17 protein-coding genes are annotated in these 17177 nt (G+C 50.5%); 14 read left to right on the top strand and 3 right to left on the bottom strand.

Translation table 11 applies throughout. The features are described 5' to 3' along the window. The first annotated feature begins 68 nt into the window (after positions 1–68). Positions 69–623 (top strand): tetratricopeptide repeat protein, encoded by a 555-nt coding sequence (locus D9597_RS11925; RefSeq protein ID WP_130222604.1) that lies wholly within the window; start codon positions 69–71, stop codon positions 621–623. 9 nt (positions 624–632) lie between these two features. Here the strand turns inward: D9597_RS11925 and D9597_RS11920 are convergent, their stop codons facing one another. Together D9597_RS11920 and D9597_RS11915 are read right to left on the bottom strand one after the other, a co-directional pair. Next, on the bottom strand, positions 633–2060 hold the full coding sequence (locus tag D9597_RS11920) for a J domain-containing protein (RefSeq protein WP_130222602.1): 1428 nt from the start codon (positions 2058–2060) through the stop codon (positions 633–635). Further along, positions 2057–2764: a DUF1266 domain-containing protein gene (locus D9597_RS11915; protein ID WP_130222600.1), complete on the bottom strand. Its 708-nt coding sequence runs from the start codon at positions 2762–2764 to the stop codon at positions 2057–2059. The genes D9597_RS11920 and D9597_RS11915 overlap by 4 nt, the downstream gene beginning before the upstream one ends. Positions 2765–2927: 163 nt before the next feature. Here D9597_RS11915 and ybeQ point away from each other — a divergent pair, with 163 nt between their 5' ends. Continuing rightward, positions 2928–3905 carry a Sel1 family TPR-like repeat protein YbeQ gene (gene ybeQ, locus D9597_RS11910; protein ID WP_130222598.1) on the top strand — a complete coding sequence of 326 codons (978 nt, stop codon included), beginning with the start codon at positions 2928–2930 and terminating at the stop codon, positions 3903–3905. Positions 3906–3975: 70 nt separating this feature from the next. Here the strand turns inward: ybeQ and D9597_RS11905 are convergent, their stop codons facing one another. Then, entirely contained in the window at positions 3976–4458 is a 483-nt protein-coding gene (locus D9597_RS11905) for a zinc ribbon-containing protein (RefSeq protein ID WP_001044880.1), read from the bottom strand. Positions 4459–4693: 235 nt separating this feature from the next. On the opposite strand from D9597_RS11905, the gene leuS reads away from it, so the two are divergent. The 12 genes from leuS (at position 4694) to ybeD (ending at position 17084) form a co-directional block, all read left to right on the top strand. Then, positions 4694–7276 (top strand): leucine--tRNA ligase, encoded by a 2583-nt coding sequence (gene leuS, locus D9597_RS11900; RefSeq protein WP_001297565.1) that lies wholly within the window; start codon positions 4694–4696, stop codon positions 7274–7276. Between the two features lie 14 nt (positions 7277–7290). Then, positions 7291–7869: an LPS assembly lipoprotein LptE gene (lptE, locus tag D9597_RS11895; protein WP_130219437.1), complete on the top strand. Its 579-nt coding sequence runs from the start codon at positions 7291–7293 to the stop codon at positions 7867–7869. Then, positions 7869–8900, top strand: a complete 1032-nt coding sequence (gene holA, locus D9597_RS11890; protein ID WP_130222596.1) for a DNA polymerase III subunit delta — start codon at positions 7869–7871, stop codon at positions 8898–8900. The genes lptE and holA overlap by 1 nt, the downstream gene beginning before the upstream one ends. A gap of 1 nt (position 8901) precedes the next feature. Further along, on the top strand, positions 8902–9543 hold the full coding sequence (gene nadD, locus D9597_RS11885) for a nicotinate-nucleotide adenylyltransferase (RefSeq protein WP_064528967.1): 642 nt from the start codon (positions 8902–8904) through the stop codon (positions 9541–9543). Between the two features lie 23 nt (positions 9544–9566). Continuing rightward, the gene (locus D9597_RS11880; protein ID WP_130222622.1) at positions 9567–10178 is read left to right on the top strand and encodes an adenosylcobalamin/alpha-ribazole phosphatase; all 612 of its coding nucleotides are present in this window, start codon (positions 9567–9569) and stop codon (positions 10176–10178) included. 259 nt (positions 10179–10437) lie between these two features. Further along, entirely contained in the window at positions 10438–10755 is a 318-nt protein-coding gene (rsfS, locus tag D9597_RS11875) for a ribosome silencing factor (RefSeq protein WP_001161662.1), read from the top strand. A 3-nt stretch (positions 10756–10758) separates the two neighbouring features. Next, positions 10759–11226, top strand: a complete 468-nt coding sequence (gene rlmH / locus D9597_RS11870) for a 23S rRNA (pseudouridine(1915)-N(3))-methyltransferase RlmH (RefSeq protein ID WP_000776104.1) — start codon at positions 10759–10761, stop codon at positions 11224–11226. 30 nt (positions 11227–11256) lie between these two features. Next, the gene (gene mrdA / locus D9597_RS11865) at positions 11257–13158 is read left to right on the top strand and encodes a peptidoglycan DD-transpeptidase MrdA (RefSeq protein WP_130219433.1); all 1902 of its coding nucleotides are present in this window, start codon (positions 11257–11259) and stop codon (positions 13156–13158) included. A gap of 2 nt (positions 13159–13160) precedes the next feature. Then, the gene (gene mrdB, locus D9597_RS11860; RefSeq protein ID WP_000131717.1) at positions 13161–14273 is read left to right on the top strand and encodes a peptidoglycan glycosyltransferase MrdB; all 1113 of its coding nucleotides are present in this window, start codon (positions 13161–13163) and stop codon (positions 14271–14273) included. 9 nt (positions 14274–14282) lie between these two features. After that, positions 14283–15359 (top strand): endolytic peptidoglycan transglycosylase RlpA, encoded by a 1077-nt coding sequence (gene rlpA, locus D9597_RS11855; RefSeq protein ID WP_130222594.1) that lies wholly within the window; start codon positions 14283–14285, stop codon positions 15357–15359. A 140-nt stretch (positions 15360–15499) separates the two neighbouring features. Further along, positions 15500–16711 carry a D-alanyl-D-alanine carboxypeptidase DacA gene (gene dacA, locus D9597_RS11850; RefSeq protein ID WP_064528971.1) on the top strand — a complete coding sequence of 404 codons (1212 nt, stop codon included), beginning with the start codon at positions 15500–15502 and terminating at the stop codon, positions 16709–16711. Between the two features lie 109 nt (positions 16712–16820). Next, positions 16821–17084 (top strand): DUF493 family protein YbeD, encoded by a 264-nt coding sequence (ybeD, locus tag D9597_RS11845; protein WP_130206481.1) that lies wholly within the window; start codon positions 16821–16823, stop codon positions 17082–17084. Positions 17085–17177: the final 93 nt, after the last annotated feature.

Genomic DNA, 17177 nt, shown 5'->3' with positions numbered 1-17177 from the left:
ACTTTTTTATTAATGATGAGTATAAACTTGACGCTTTCAAAATAAAAAGAAAATCGAAGTATTGATAAATGAACAAAAAAATATATTTTATATTCGCAATATTTATAGTTGCGGCTATCACTTGTATTAGCCAACCTAAGAAAACGACCTTGCGCGATAAAGCTATGGTGAATTATGTCTTTGATTATTTAAGATCACCAGGCAGCCTTCCGTTTACCACGGCAGCAACGGAGCTTTCCGCGATTCATGGTCACTCAACGTCGCAATATCGCCTTGGCGAATTTTATCTTCATGGTAGCGGCGGTAAACCACTGGATTATACACAGGCGAGATACTGGTATGAGCAATCAGCAGAACAGGAAAATCCGCGCGCACAAAGCAAACTGGGGTGGATCTACCTGAAAGGCCTGGGAGTCAAACCCGATACCCGTAAAGCAATTCTCTGGTATAAGGAAGCAGCTGAACAAGGGTATGCTCATGCTCAATATACTTTGGGTTTGATCTACAGAAATGGCACTGGTATTAATGTTAACCATTATGAATCTCAAAAATGGTTAAAACTGGCCGCCAAACAACATTACAAAAATGCGGAAAGATTGCTTGCCGGGCTTCCCGCACATTAACGTCGACTGTCACCCGAAGAGATGGAGTATTTTCCCTATCAAACCAGCAAAAATAAAAATATAGAAAATAATTTTAATGATGCCCAGACAGCCCGGCCCACCATCATCAACAGGCATTGGCTGCGGTTGCGGCTCCGGTTCGACGGTTTGCTTCTCGGTAAAATTCGCCGACTGAATTAATAATCGACGAATAATTAATGCTTCCAGTGGGCAACGATCTTCTGCATCAAGACGAGCGACGATCGGCATTAATAATTCTTCTGAAGGCTGGTTCGCCAGTACTAATTGTTTCGCAACTAAATATAATGGCCATAAGGGATGCTCTGTATCACGCGTGAGTGAGATTCGCGGCTTACGCCCTTTGTGCAAAACCATCTCGACCAGAGAACGCCCCAGCGCAGAGAGTTTTTCATGGCAGAGTATTTCGTATAATTGAAAGCGCGTACGGGCGCTGTCGCCAGGAACATAAAGTAACGGTTTTCCCTGATCGTTAACCAGTTCACGAGCTTCAATCATCATCACCACTAACGGGTAATAATCGACCCGATGCTCACGGCACCATTGCAACATTAAAGCATCCGCCTGGGTAGAGGGAGACTCGCGCCAGTAATCACAAAGTTCTGCCAGCAGGTTTTCGCCTTCCCCACAATAGACGCGTTGCGCGTATTCATAATAACGCGCATCTTCATTATCAGGTTCAGCTTCCCGCCACGACCGAGCGTAATCCAGGAGTTCAGGTAATCCCAGGCGGCTTAAGGTATACCCGCACAGTAAATTTCTGTGCAGTTTTGCATCATCGGGGATAATCACTGCGCGATGTTGCGCTAAATACAGTGTCAGCCATTCTGGATGCGATGACCAAATCCGAGCGAACATTTGGTAAAAATCAATGGTGTCATTTTGCACGGCAACGGACAGATGCAGGATGGTCTGGAAGTTAAAAATATTCCCCTTCGCAATGGCATATAAAAAGGATTCCAGTTCTTCTTCGTCTATTTCCCCGGTGTTTTCCTCCTGCAACCACCGCAATCTTTCTGCTAATAACACCACGCACTCGAAGGATAAATGGGCAGTGTTCATAGCTATCGCGCACAACAACCAGCGTAATTCATCAATCTCTTCCATCGAGCAATAATTTAATTGCTGAATGAATCGCTGCCAGGCTGAGGGCAGAAAACGGTCGCTATCAGAGGCAAGTAACGCACGAAAGGCGAGCAGAATTTCATGTTCTGCAACTTCATGTTCTTCTGGTTGCCAAACAGATTTAGCAGGCGACTGCGCAACCCGTAGCGCGTCTTCATACGCCTGACGCAGTTGTTTAAAGCCCTGTGGATCGGTTTCTGGATGAAAGGACGGTAACAGCGCCAGATAAGCGCGACGGATAATATCGACATCAGTTGTTTCCTCTATTTCGAGGATCTTCCAGCAATTTTTCATAGGTCGCTCATATCCTTAAGCGTTTCCGGGCATGCGGGGTAGTCAGCCAGTGGTTGCCAGGGTAAGGTCGCGTAATATGCATCGTCACTGGCAAATAATTGATAAAACATATCATTGCCGGAATCGTCGTATTCTTTACGCGCTAAGAATTCATGTAATAAAGGCAGATTATCATCCTCGGGAGACTGCCAATATTGCCGACCAAAGGTATAACCGGCAAAGTATTGCCGCCAGTTACTATAATAACGTAGCGCCCGTAGATGAATGCGCGACTGGATCCATAGACTTTCTTCTTCACTCAACCAGTTATTAAGTACGCCCATTCGGCTTAAAAAACCCATCCGGACATAATCCCAGGCTTTGATCCCCCCTTCGCCACAGCATTCAGCGGTGCTGGCGACAAATTGCGCGTAAGCCTGACCTTGCTCATTTAATTCAGCAAGATAGTCACGCCATTCACATGGCGAATAACGAAACCAGTGATGATAAAACCCAGCCAACCGTGCAGCATGACCGTTATCGATCATTCGGTGAATTGTGCGCAGCAGGTCATCACGGTCATCAATTCCCCAGGAGGAAGAAAGGTCAAAAAAGCATGTACCTAAATACATTTTGGGGGATGAATGCGAAGGTAAACAGCATTCATTGCGTATTTCCATCGGAGTGGAAAGTGCAAACAATTTTTTTTGCGACTCCATGTCCATATAATTTATCCTTAAACATTCATTTAATGAATGCAAACCACATTGCGAGGCTCATTTATTTATACTTTTCTGACGCAACATAATACGCATAAAATAAGGCTTACGCAAAAATGGAACATATAAAAATATAACATGCTTTATTTGCAACCATAAGGAAATGATAATGATTTTTACGTCAAGTTGCTGCGATAATTTATCAATAAATGAGATTATCGAACGTGCTGAACAAGGCGATAGTGAGGCTCAATATATTGTTGGATTTTATTACAATCGCGATAGCGCAATTGACTCTCCGGACGACGAAAAGGCCTTTTACTGGCTAAAGCTTGCCGCTGAGCAAGGCCATTGTGAAGCACAATATTCCTTAGGGCGGAAATACTCCGAGGATAAAAGTCGTCATAAAAATAATGAGCAAGCCATCTTTTGGCTGAAAAAAGCTGCCCTACAAGGACATACTTTCGCTTCCAACGTCCTTGGCTGGATACTGGATCGTGGAGAAGATCCCAACGATAAAGAAGCGGTTGCCTGGTATCAGATAGCCGCGGAGAGCGGAATGTCTTATGCGCAAAATAATCTTGGGTGGATATACAGAAATGGCAATGGAGTCGCACAAGACTATGCGCTGGCATTTTTCTGGTACAAACAAGCTGCATTGCAAGGCCATAGTGACGCGCAAGACAATCTGGCCGATCTTTATAAAGATGGAGAAGGCGTTGCTCAAAACAAGACTCTCGCCGCATTCTGGTATTTGAAAAGCGCACAGCAGGGTAATCGGCACGCCCAGTTTCAAATTGCGTGGGCTTATAACGCTGGCGAAGGGGTAGACCAGGACTATAAACAAGCGATGTACTGGTATCTGAAGGCTGCCGCTCAGGGAAGCATCGGCGCTTACGTTAACATCGGCTATATGTATAAACATGGGCAAGGCGTTGAGAAAGATTATAACGCTGCCTTTGAATGGTTTACGAAAGCCGCTGAATGCGATCACGCCACTGCCTGGTATAACCTGGCCATTATGTATCACTACGGAGAAGGAAGACCTGTTGATCTCCGACAGGCTCTCGACCTGTATCGTAAAGTTCAGTCATCCGGTACCAGGGATGTCAGTCAAGAAATCCGTGAGATTGAAGATTTACTGTAGAGATAAAAAACAAGGGCCGGGGAATTTCATTCGGCCCAAATTCTCTTTATTGCTGTGCGAAATCAAACTATTACGGCTCGAACGGACGTCTCTGGAACTGATCATGACCACACTTCGGGCATAGCGTCAGCACTTCCGGCGTGTAGATCGGGAGATGGAAGTGACATTTCTCGCAGACCAGATTCCCCAGCCCTACCACTTCTCCGCTGTGATAAACCCCGTGATGATTGAGATCCTGGAAAACTTCACGCCATTCAAGCTGCGTTTTATCGGTGATGTCCGCCAGTTCCTGCCAGAGGCTTTCTTTAATCACCCGCATAAAAACGCTGTCGGATTCTTCCTTCAGGCTCTCTTCATAACTCATGGCGAACTCTTCCAGGTCACGTCTGACGGCCCGAGTCAGTTCATCGACCTCGGTCCGCGTTAACTCCCCTGTTTTTATTACACGCTCACGCGCCTGTTCTACCAGTGCATCGATATCGCGTTCGCCATTACGCAGTCGCTCGCTTAATGACGCCACCAGTTCACGGTAATATTGAGCAACCTTGTTCATCATTTCATCTCCCGTGTCGTTAACTGGCTATAATAATAGACGTTATTTACGCTCAACTTTGCAAGACTGCCCACAGAGTGTGTAAATTCGTGCAAGGATTACCGCTGTGCGATTTCAACGTCGAGTGCGCGAAAGGCTGTTTTGACGCGGACGTTTGGGCTATGCTATGCGGATCTGAAAAACCACCTCTAACGCTACTTTTGTAGCCGTAATGAAAACAGGACCACTGGCTGCCATGCAAGAGCAATACCGCCCGGAAGAGATAGAATCCAAAGTACAGCTTCATTGGGATGAGAAGCGCACATTTGAAGTAACCGAAGACGAGAGCAAAGAGAAGTATTACTGCCTGTCTATGCTTCCCTATCCTTCTGGTCGACTACACATGGGCCACGTACGCAACTACACCATCGGTGACGTGATCGCCCGCTACCAGCGCATGCTGGGCAAAAACGTTCTGCAGCCGATCGGCTGGGACGCGTTTGGTCTGCCTGCGGAAGGCGCGGCGGTAAAAAACAACACCGCGCCAGCACCGTGGACGTACGACAACATCGCGTACATGAAAAACCAGCTCAAAATGCTGGGCTTTGGTTATGACTGGAGCCGCGAGCTGGCAACCTGTACGCCAGAATACTACCGTTGGGAACAGAAATTCTTCACCGAGCTGTATAAAAAAGGCTTGGTGTATAAGAAGACCTCTGCGGTCAACTGGTGCCCGAACGACCAGACCGTACTGGCGAACGAACAGGTTATCGACGGCTGCTGCTGGCGCTGCGATACCAAAGTTGAACGTAAAGAGATCCCGCAGTGGTTTATCAAAATCACCGCTTACGCTGACGAGCTGCTCAACGATCTGGATAAACTGGATCACTGGCCAGACACCGTTAAAACCATGCAGCGTAACTGGATCGGTCGTTCCGAAGGCGTAGAAATCACCTTCAACGTTAACGACTATGACAACACGCTGACCGTTTACACTACCCGCCCGGACACCTTTATGGGTTGTACCTACCTGGCGGTAGCGGCAGGTCATCCGCTGGCGCAGAAAGCGGCGGAAAATAATCCAGAACTGGCGGCCTTTATTGACGAATGCCGTAACACCAAAGTTGCCGAAGCTGAAATGGCGACGATGGAGAAAAAAGGCGTCGATACTGGCTTTAAAGCGGTTCACCCATTAACGGGCGAAGAAATTCCCGTTTGGGCAGCAAACTTCGTATTGATGGAATACGGCACGGGCGCAGTTATGGCGGTTCCGGGTCACGACCAGCGCGACTACGAGTTTGCCTCTAAATACGGCTTGAACATCAAACCGGTTATCCTGGCGGCTGATGGTTCTGAACCCGATCTTTCTCAGCAGGCACTGACTGAAAAAGGCGTGCTGTTCAACTCTGGCGAGTTCAACGGTCTTGACCATGAAGCGGCCTTCAACGCCATCGCCGATAAACTGACTGCGATGGGCGTTGGCGAGCGTAAAGTAAACTACCGCCTGCGCGACTGGGGTGTTTCCCGTCAACGTTACTGGGGCGCGCCGATTCCGATGGTGACGCTGGAAGACGGTACTGTAATGCCGACCCCGGACGACCAGCTGCCGGTGATCCTGCCGGAAGATGTGGTGATGGACGGCATTACCAGCCCGATTAAAGCAGATCCGGAGTGGGCAAAAACTACCGTTAACGGTATGCCAGCGCTGCGTGAAACCGACACTTTCGACACCTTTATGGAGTCCTCCTGGTACTATGCGCGCTACACTTGCCCGCAGTACAAAGAAGGTATGCTGGATTCCGAAGCGGCTAACTACTGGCTGCCGGTGGATATCTACATTGGTGGTATCGAACACGCCATCATGCACCTGCTCTACTTCCGCTTCTTCCACAAACTGATGCGTGATGCAGGCATGGTGAACTCTGACGAACCAGCGAAACAGTTGCTGTGTCAGGGTATGGTGCTGGCAGATGCCTTCTACTATGTTGGCGAAAACGGCGAACGTAACTGGGTTTCCCCGGTTGATGCTATCGTTGAACGTGACGAAAAAGGCCGTATCGTGAAAGCGAAAGACGCGGCAGGCCATGAACTGGTTTATACCGGCATGAGCAAAATGTCCAAGTCGAAGAACAACGGTATCGACCCGCAGGTGATGGTTGAACGTTACGGCGCGGACACCGTTCGTCTGTTTATGATGTTTGCTTCTCCGGCGGATATGACTCTTGAATGGCAGGAGTCTGGCGTGGAAGGGGCTAACCGCTTCCTGAAACGTGTCTGGAAACTGGTGTACGAGCATACTGCTAAAGGTGATGTTGCGGCACTGAACGTCGATGCACTGACTGAAGATCAGAAAGCGCTGCGTCGCGATGTGCATAAAACGATCGCTAAAGTGACCGATGATATCGGTCGTCGTCAGACCTTCAACACCGCAATTGCGGCGATTATGGAGCTGATGAACAAACTGGCGAAAGCACCGACCGATGGCGAGCAGGATCGCGCCCTGATGCAGGAAGCGCTGCTGGCGGTAGTTCGTATGCTTAACCCGTTCACCCCACACATCTGTTTCACGCTGTGGCAGGAGCTGAAAGGCGAAGGCGATATCGACAACGCGCCGTGGCCGGTGGCTGACGAAAAAGCGATGGTGGAAGACTCCACGCTGGTCGTTGTTCAGGTTAACGGTAAAGTCCGTGCCAAAATCACCGTTCCGGTGGATGCAACGGAAGAACAAGTTCGTGAACGTGCTGGCCAGGAACATCTGGTAGCAAAATATCTTGATGGCGTTACCGTGCGTAAAGTGATTTACGTACCAGGTAAACTCCTCAATCTGGTCGTTGGCTAAGCGCGGGAGGAAGCGTGCGATATCTGGCAACATTGTTGTTATCTCTGGCGGTGTTAATCACCGCCGGGTGTGGCTGGCATCTGCGTGATACCACGCAGGTTCCTTCCACTATGAAGGTCATGATCCTGGACTCAGGCGATCCGAACGGGCCGTTAAGCCGTGCGGTGCGTAACCAGTTACGTCTGAACGGTGTCGAGTTGCTTGATAAAGAAACCACGCGTAAGGACGTTCCATCCCTGCGTTTGGGTAAAGTGAGCATTGCGAAAGATACCGCATCGGTATTCCGTAACGGTCAAACAGCAGAGTATCAGATGATCATGACGGTTAATGCGACCGTGTTGATCCCCGGCCGTGATATCTACCCGATTAGCGCCAAAGTCTTCCGTTCGTTCTTCGATAACCCGCAAATGGCGTTAGCGAAAGATAACGAGCAGGACATGATCATTAAAGAGATGTACGACCGTGCCGCCGAACAGCTTATTCGTAAGCTGCCAAGCATTCGCGCTGCGGACGTCCGTTCCGACGAAGAAACGTCGACAACAACGGATACCACAGCAACGCCTGCACGCGTCTCCACCACGCTGGGTAACTGATGATTCGGTTGTACCCGGAACAGCTCCGCGCGCAGCTCACTGAAGGGCTGCGCGCAGCCTATCTTTTACTTGGTAACGATCCCCTGTTGTTGCAAGAAAGCCAGGACGCCATTCGTCAGGTCGCCGCCGCACAAGGGTTTGAAGAACACCATACTTTTTCCATTGATCCCAACACTGACTGGAATGCGATCTTTTCGCTATGCCAGGCAATGAGCCTGTTTGCCAGTCGGCAAACCTTGTTGTTAGTGCTACCTGAAAATGGGCCAAATGCGGCGATCAATGAACAACTCCTCACGCTCACCGGATTGCTGCATGACGATCTGCTGTTGATCGTACGCGGTAATAAATTAAGCAAAGCGCAGGAAAATGCCGCCTGGTTTACCGCGCTTGCAAACCGTAGCGTGCAGGTTACTTGCCAGACCCCAGAACAAGCCCAGCTTCCTCGCTGGGTTGCCGCGCGAGCAAAACAGCTCAATTTAGAACTGGATGACGCGGCGAATCAGGTGCTCTGCTACTGTTATGAAGGAAACCTGCTGGCGCTGGCACAAGCACTGGAGCGTTTATCGCTACTCTGGCCGGACGGCAAACTGACACTGCCGCGCGTTGAGCAAGCGGTGAATGATGCCGCACATTTCACCCCTTTTCATTGGGTTGACGCTTTGTTGAGTGGCAAAAGCAAGCGTGCATTGCATATTCTTCAGCAGTTGCGCCTGGAAGGCAGTGAGCCGGTGATTTTGTTGCGTACTTTGCAACGTGAGCTGTTGCTGCTGGTTAATCTGAAGCGTCAGTCTGCTCATACTCCACTGCGTGCGCTGTTTGACAAGCATCGGGTATGGCAGAACCGTCGTAACATGATTAGCGAAGCGCTAAATCGCCTGAGTCAGCCACAGTTACGTCAGGCTGTACAACTCCTGACACGAACGGAACTTACTCTCAAACAAGATTACGGTCAGTCCGTGTGGGCAGAACTGGAGGGATTATCTCTTCTTTTGTGTCATAAACCACTGGCAGACGTATTTATCGACGGTTGATATGAAATCTTTACAAGCTCTGTTTGGCGGCACCTTCGACCCGGTGCATTATGGCCATCTAAAACCCGTGGAAACGCTGGCGAATCTGATTGGTCTGACGCGAGTAACGATTATCCCTAACAACGTTCCTCCGCATCGCCCCCAGCCTGAAGCGAACAGCGTGCAGCGAAAACACATGCTTGAACTGGCGATTGCCGACAAGTCGCTGTTTACCCTTGATGAACGCGAGTTAAAGCGTAATGCCCCCTCTTACACGTCGCAGACGTTAAAAGAGTGGCGGCAGGAGCAAGGCCCAGATGTGCCGCTGGCGTTTATTATCGGTCAGGACTCGCTGCTGAACTTTCCGACCTGGTATGAATACGAAACGATTCTCGACAATGCACATTTGATAGTCTGTCGACGTCCAGGTTATCCGCTGGAAATGGCACAACCGCAGTACCAGCAGTGGCTGGAAGATCATTTGACGCATAATCCGGAAGATCTGCATCTTCAGCCTGCTGGTAAAATTTATCTCGCCGAAACGCCGTGGTTCAACATCTCGGCGACAATCATCCGCGAGCGTTTGCAAAACGGCGAATCTTGTGAGGAATTGTTACCAGAATCGGTACTGACTTACATTAACCAACAAGGCTTGTATCGCTGATATCTGCCGTCACGGAGGGAATGATGCGACTGTGGTTAATTCGTCACGGTGAAACGCAAGCGAATGTCGACGGGTTATACAGCGGTCATGCGCCTACACCACTTACGGAGCGCGGTATCGCGCAGGCGAAAAGCTTGCATACACTGCTACGTGATGTTCCCTTCGATAGGGTTTTATGCAGTGAACTGGAACGGGCGCAGCACACCGCGCGCCTGGTTCTTGACGACCGTCAACTCCCTGTGCAAATCATCCCTGAACTCAACGAAATGTTTTTTGGTGACTGGGAAATGCGGCATCATCGCGAGCTGATGCAAGAAGATGCCGAAAACTATAGTGCCTGGTGCAATGACTGGCAGCATACCATCCCTACTCGCGGTGAAGGCTTTCAGGCATTTTCACAGCGGATAGAAAGGTTTATTGCCGGACTTGGTGAGTATCAGCAGCACAAAAACATATTGATCGTTAGCCACCAGGGTGTGTTGAGCCTGTTGATTGCCCGCTTAATCGGCATGCCTCCCGAGGCAATGTGGCATTTTCGTGTAGACCAGGGCTGCTGGAGCGCCATTGATATCAATGGCGAGTTCGCAACTCTACGTGTCCTCAATAGCCGTGCCATCTGGTGCGAAGATGCATGACTTTTCTGTTTTTTTACAGGTAAGCCGCAACGGACATTGACAGGCCCGGGCAGGCTGATATTCTCCGCAACCTGACTTTTCCGCCATACACGACTTTGTAGAAATTGTTTTACAAAAATGGCGATGCAATCTGTGACGCGGGGTGGGATGATAGCCCACTTTCAAGAGCCGATTTGCTGACATTTGTCCCGAAATCGCCTCTGCTTCAGGTATACTGACAGACCATTTTTATCTTTTTTATTTCACCCAGGGGGAAAACTTGCAGGGTAAAGCACTCCAGGATTTTGTTATCGACAAAATTGATGACCTCAAAGGTCAGGACATCATCGCCTTAGACGTTCAGGGCAAATCCAGTATCACCGACTGTATGATCATCTGTACGGGTACATCCAGCCGCCATGTTATGTCCATTGCTGACCACGTGGTTCAGGAATCTCGCGCTGCGGGTTTATTGCCTCTCGGCGTTGAAGGTGAAAACGGCGCCGACTGGATTGTGGTCGATCTAGGTGATGTGATTGTCCATGTTATGCAGGAAGAGAGCCGTCGCCTGTATGAGCTGGAAAAACTCTGGAGTTAATGCGTGAAGCTGCAACTTGTCGCCGTGGGAACGAAAATGCCGGACTGGGTACAAACCGGTTTTACCGAGTACCTGCGTCGTTTTCCGAAAGATATGCCTTTTGAACTGATTGAAATTCCGGCGGGAAAACGCGGCAAGAACGCGGATATCAAGCGCATACTCGACAAAGAGGGTGAACAAATGCTGGCTGCCGCAGGTAAAAACCGCATTGTCACCCTTGATATCCCAGGCAAGCCCTGGGACACGCCACAGTTAGCCGCTGAACTGGAACGCTGGAAGCTGGATGGCCGCGATGTCAGCTTGCTGATTGGCGGGCCGGAAGGGTTATCGCCTGCCTGTAAAGCGGCGGCAGAACAAAGCTGGTCACTTTCGGCGCTTACCCTCCCCCATCCGCTGGTTCGCGTACTGGTCGCAGAGAGTCTGTACCGGGCGTGGAGCATTACCACCAACCATCCTTATCACCGTGAGTGATATGGTAGCCTTAAGTAGAAAACGCAGCGGATGAAATTACAGAACTCTTTTCGCGACTATTCGGCAGAGTCCGCGCTGTTTGTGCGCCGGGCGCTGGTCGCCTTTTTGGGGATTTTGCTGCTAACCGGCGTGCTCATCGCCAACTTGTATAACCTACAAATTGTTCGCTTTACCGATTACCAGACCCGTTCTAATGAAAACCGCATTAAGCTGGTGCCTATCGCCCCCAGCCGCGGCATTATCTACGACCGTAACGGTATCCCTCTGGCGCTCAACCGAACTATCTATCAGATAGAGATGATGCCGGAGAAAGTCGATAACGTGCAGCAGACTCTGGACGCCCTGCGCAGCGTGGTTGACCTGACCGATGACGATATCGCCGCGTTTCGAAAGGAGCGTGCACGTTCGCACCGTTTTACCTCTATTCCGGTGAAAACCAACCTGACTGAAGTTCAGGTGGCGCGTTTCGCCGTTAACCAGTACCGTTTTCCAGGTGTGGAAGTTAAAGGCTATAAACGTCGTTACTATCCCTATGGTTCAGCGTTGACCCACGTTATCGGTTATGTCTCGAAAATTAACGATAAAGACGTCGAGCGACTAAATAATGACGGCAAACTGGCCAACTATGCCGCAACACATGATATCGGCAAGCTGGGGATTGAACGTTACTACGAAGATGTTCTGCACGGCCAGACGGGTTATGAAGAAGTTGAAGTTAACAACCGCGGTCGCGTCATCCGCCAGTTAAAAGAAGTATCGCCGCAGGCCGGGCATGATATTTACCTGACAATTGATCTCAAGCTCCAGCAGTATATTGAAACACTGCTGGCGGGCAGTCGTGCCGCTGTTGTAGTCACCGATCCGCGTACAGGTGGCGTGCTGGCGCTGGTTTCCACGCCAAGTTACGACCCTAACCTGTTTGTTGACGGTATCTCCAGCAAAGATTATTCCGCGTTGCTGAACGACCCGAACACACCACTGGTGAACCGTGCCACGCAGGGGGTTTATCCGCCAGCGTCGACGGTTAAACCTTATGTGGCGGTTTCGGCATTAAGTGCAGGGGTGATCACCCGTAATACCAGCCTGTTTGATCCTGGATGGTGGCAGTTACCGGGGTCTGAAAAGCGTTATCGTGACTGGAAAAAATGGGGCCACGGTCGCCTGAATGTCACTAAATCGCTAGAAGAGTCAGCAGATACCTTCTTCTATCAGGTTGCCTACGATATGGGCATCGACCGCCTTTCTGAATGGATGGGTAAATTTGGCTACGGTCATTACACCGGTATCGACCTGTCGGAAGAACGTTCCGGTAATATGCCGACCCGCGAATGGAAACAGAAACGCTTTAAAAAACCGTGGTATCAGGGTGACACCATTCCTGTCGGTATCGGTCAGGGGTACTGGACAGCGACCCCTATCCAGATGAACAAAGCACTGATGATCCTGATTAACGACGGTATTGTGAAGGTTCCGCATTTGCTGATGAGCACCGCCGAAAATGGCAAACAAGTGCCGTGGGTACAGCCGCATGAACCGCCGGTAGGCGATATTCATTCTGGTTACTGGGAACTGGCGAAAGACGGCATGTTTGGTGTTGCTAACCGTCCTAACGGTACGGCACATAAATACTTTGCCAGCGCGCCCTACAAAATTGCGGCGAAATCCGGTACCGCACAGGTCTTCGGCCTGAAGGCGAACGAAACCTATAATGCGCACAAAATTGCCGAGCGTCTGCGCGACCACAAACTGATGACCGCGTTTGCGCCGTATAACAATCCGCAAGTCGCTGTCGCTATGATTCTGGAAAACGGCGGGGCTGGCCCGGCGGTCGGTACGCTGATGCGCCAGATCCTCGACCATATTATGCTTGGTGACAACAACACCGATCTGCCTGCAGAAAACCCGGCGGTTACTGCTGCGGAGGACCATTAATCATGACGGATAATCCGAATAAAAAAACATTCTGGGATAAAGTCCATCTTGATCCCACAATGCTACTGATCTTACTGGCATTACTGGTCTACAGCGCCCTGGTAATCTGGAGCGCCAGCGGCCAGGACATCGGCATGATGGAGCGTAAAATCGGCCAGATCGCGATGGGGCTGGTCATTATGGTGGTGATGGCCCAAATTCCGCCGCGCGTTTATGAAGGCTGGGCGCCCTATCTCTATATCATCTGTATTATTTTGCTGGTAGCGGTAGATGCCTTTGGGGCCATCTCCAAAGGCGCTCAACGTTGGCTGGATCTCGGTATCGTCCGTTTCCAACCCTCGGAAATCGCCAAAATAGCTGTGCCGCTCATGGTGGCTCGCTTTATCAACCGTGACGTTTGCCCGCCGTCGTTAAAAAATACCGCCATCGCGCTGGTGCTGATTTTTATGCCCACGTTGCTGGTGGCAGCGCAGCCTGACCTGGGGACGTCAATCCTCGTTGCACTTTCCGGTCTGTTTGTACTGTTTCTCTCCGGACTTAGCTGGCGCCTGATTGGCGTTGCAGTGGTACTGGTGGCAGCATTTATCCCAATCTTGTGGTTCTTCCTGATGCATGATTACCAGCGCCAGCGCGTAATGATGCTACTCGACCCGGAATCAGACCCACTCGGCGCGGGCTATCACATTATTCAGTCTAAAATTGCTATTGGCTCCGGCGGATTACGCGGTAAAGGCTGGCTGCACGGTACCCAGTCACAGCTTGAATTTCTGCCCGAACGCCATACCGATTTTATCTTCGCGGTACTGGCGGAAGAGTTGGGATTAGTGGGTATTTTGATTCTGCTTGCTCTCTATATTCTGCTCATCATGCGCGGACTGTGGATTGCAGCCAGAGCACAAACTACCTTTGGTCGCGTCATGGCTGGCGGCTTAATGCTGATATTATTCGTTTATGTCTTCGTAAATATTGGTATGGTAAGCGGTATTCTGCCGGTTGTAGGGGTTCCACTCCCGCTGGTCAGTTATGGAGGATCGGCGCTCATAGTGCTGATGGCTGGGTTTGGGATTGTGATGTCAATCCACACCCACAGGAAAATGTTGTCGAAAAGCGTGTAAGAGGTGCGAATGCGTAAGCAGTGGCTCGGGATCTGCATCGCGGCAGGAATGCTCGCGGCATGTACTAGCGATGATGGTCAGCAACAGACGGTAAGTGTGCCGCAGCCTGCGGTATGTAACGGCCCTATAGTTGAAATTAGCGGGGCGGAACCACGTTTCGAACCACTGAACGCGACGGCAAATCAGGATTATCAGCGCGACGGCAGAAGCTACAAAATCGTGCAGGACCCTTCACGCTTTAGCCAGGCGGGCCTTGCAGCCATTTATGATGCCGAACCTGGCAGCAATCTGACAGCATCTGGCGAAGCATTTGATCCAACGCAGCTGACGGCGGCGCATCCAACGCTCCCCATCCCCAGCTACGCCAGAATCACCAACCTGGCTAATGGGCGGATGATCGTGGTGCGCATTAACGATCGCGGTCCCTACGGCAACGACCGTGTGATTTCACTTTCACGCGCGGCAGCTGACCGTCTTAACACCTCGAACAATACAAAAGTTCGTATCGATCCTATTATCGTCGCCCAGGATGGTTCATTTTCTGGCCCAGGCATGGCTTGTACTACCATTGCCAAACAGACTTACGCCCTGCCTGCACCGCCCGATTTAAACGGCGGCAGCGGAACAAACTCTATGTCTGTCCCGCAGGGTGATATTCTCCCGGTCAGCAACTCGACGCTGAAAAGCGAAGATCCGACCGGCGCGCCGGTAACCAGCAGCGGCTTCCTCGGCGCACCGACCACCCTGGCGCCCGGCGTACTGGAAGGCAGCGAACCGACGCCTGCACCACAGCCCGTTGTCTCGGCACCTGCAACAACACCTGCAATGGTGACACCGCAAGCCGCTTCGCAAAGCGCCAGCGGTAACTTTATGGTGCAAGTGGGGGCCGTTAGCGATCAGGCACGCGCGCAACAGTATCAACAGCAACTGGGACAAAAGTTCGGCGTACCCGGTCGCGTGACCCAAAACGGCGCGGTCTGGCGTATTCAGCTTGGTCCATTTGCCAACAAAGCTGAAGCCAGTGCCTTACAGCAACGTTTACAAACCGAAGCCCAATTACAGTCATTTATTACCACCGCGCAATAACGTAAAGCAGGCATCTGAAATGTCAATTTCTGTAAATGACGTTAACAAAGTCACGCGGAAAGTCAGATGCCTGGCGGTAGTGCATTTGCTATAGTAGGGCACTTATTTTAAATTCCATCACGGATGTCGTAGTTCAGACCATGAATACCATTTTTTCCGCTCGTATCATGAAGCGCCTGGCGCTCACCACGGCTCTTTGCACAGCCTTTATCTCTGCTGCACATGCCGATGACCTGAATATCAAAACCATGATCCCGGGTGTACCGCAGATCGACGCGGAGTCTTACATCCTGATCGACTATAACTCCGGCAAAGTGCTCGCCGAGCAAAATGCGGATGTCCGTCGCGACCCTGCAAGTCTGACCAAAATGATGACCAGCTACGTTATCGGCCAGGCAATGAAAGCAGGTAAATTCAAAGAATCTGATTTAGTGACCATCGGCAATGACGCCTGGGCCACCGGTAACCCGGTGTTCAGAGGTTCTTCGCTGATGTTCCTCAAACCTGGCATGCAGGTACCGGTTTCTCAGCTTATCCGTGGTATCAACCTGCAATCTGGTAACGATGCTTGTGTTGCCATGGCTGACTTCGCCGCCGGTAGCCAGGATGCTTTCGTTGGTCTGATGAACAGTTACGTTAACGCCCTGGGCCTGAAAAATACCCACTTCCAGACTGTACACGGTCTGGACGCTGACGGTCAGTACAGCTCCGCGCGTGATATGGCGCTGATCGGTCAGGCCCTGATTCGTGATGTCCCTAACGAATACGCTATCTATAAAGAGAAAGAGTTTACCTTTAACGGTATTCGCCAGCTCAACCGTAACGGCCTGCTATGGGATAACAGCCTGAATGTCGACGGTATCAAAACTGGCCATACTGATAAGGCGGGCTACAACCTTGTCGCCTCCGCAACGGAAGGTCAGATGCGTCTGATCTCCGCAGTCATGGGTGGACGCACGTTCAAAGGCCGTGAAACCGAAAGTAAAAAACTGCTGACCTGGGGCTTCCGTTTCTTCGAAACGGTTAACCCGCTGAAAGTTGGCAAAGAGTTCGCCTCTGAACCGGTATGGTTTGGTAATACTGACCGCGCTTCGTTAGGGGTTGATAAAGACGTTTACCTGACCATTCCGCGTGGCCGCATGAAAGACCTGAAAGCCAGCTACGTGCTGAACAGCAGTGAACTACATGCGCCGCTGCAAAAGAACCAGGTCGTTGGCACCATCAACTTCCAACTTGATGGCAAAACTATCGAACAGCGCCCGCTGGTGGTGTTACAGGAAATTCCGGAAGGTAACTTCTTCGGCAAAATCATTGATTACATTAAATTAATGTTCCATCACTGGTTCGGCTAAAAATTGAACACTTGAAAGTGTAATTTCCGCCCCCATATACTAAGCATCAGTAAAAAACTCCCGCCCTCTGGCGGGAGTTGCTATTTAATTACGTTACGCCGGAGCTGACATGAAAACCAAACTTAACGAACTGCTTGAATTCCCTACTCCTTTTACCTACAAAGTAATGGGGCAGGCGTTACCTGAGCTGGTTGATCAGGTGGTTGAAGTGGTACAGCGCCATGCGCCAGGTGACTACAACCCAACGGTAAAACCAAGCAGCAAAGGCAACTACCACTCGGTATCTATCACTATCAACGCAACTCATATCGAGCAGGTTGAAACTCTGTACGAAGAACTGGGCAAAATCGATATCGTCCGTATGGTTCTGTAATTCGCTTCTCCGTTACCCGGCCTCTGGTCGGGTAACTCCCCTCCCCTCGCTGTGATATAATTTTCCCCACTTTTACTCATTCTCCACGGAGAT

Origin of the sequence: Escherichia sp. E13S3 (assembly GCF_004212325.1) — a bacterium.
Taxonomy (GTDB): domain Bacteria; phylum Pseudomonadota; class Gammaproteobacteria; order Enterobacterales; family Enterobacteriaceae; genus Escherichia.
Note: the sequence above shows the minus strand (reverse complement) of the source record. Positions and strands in the feature narration are given on the sequence as shown.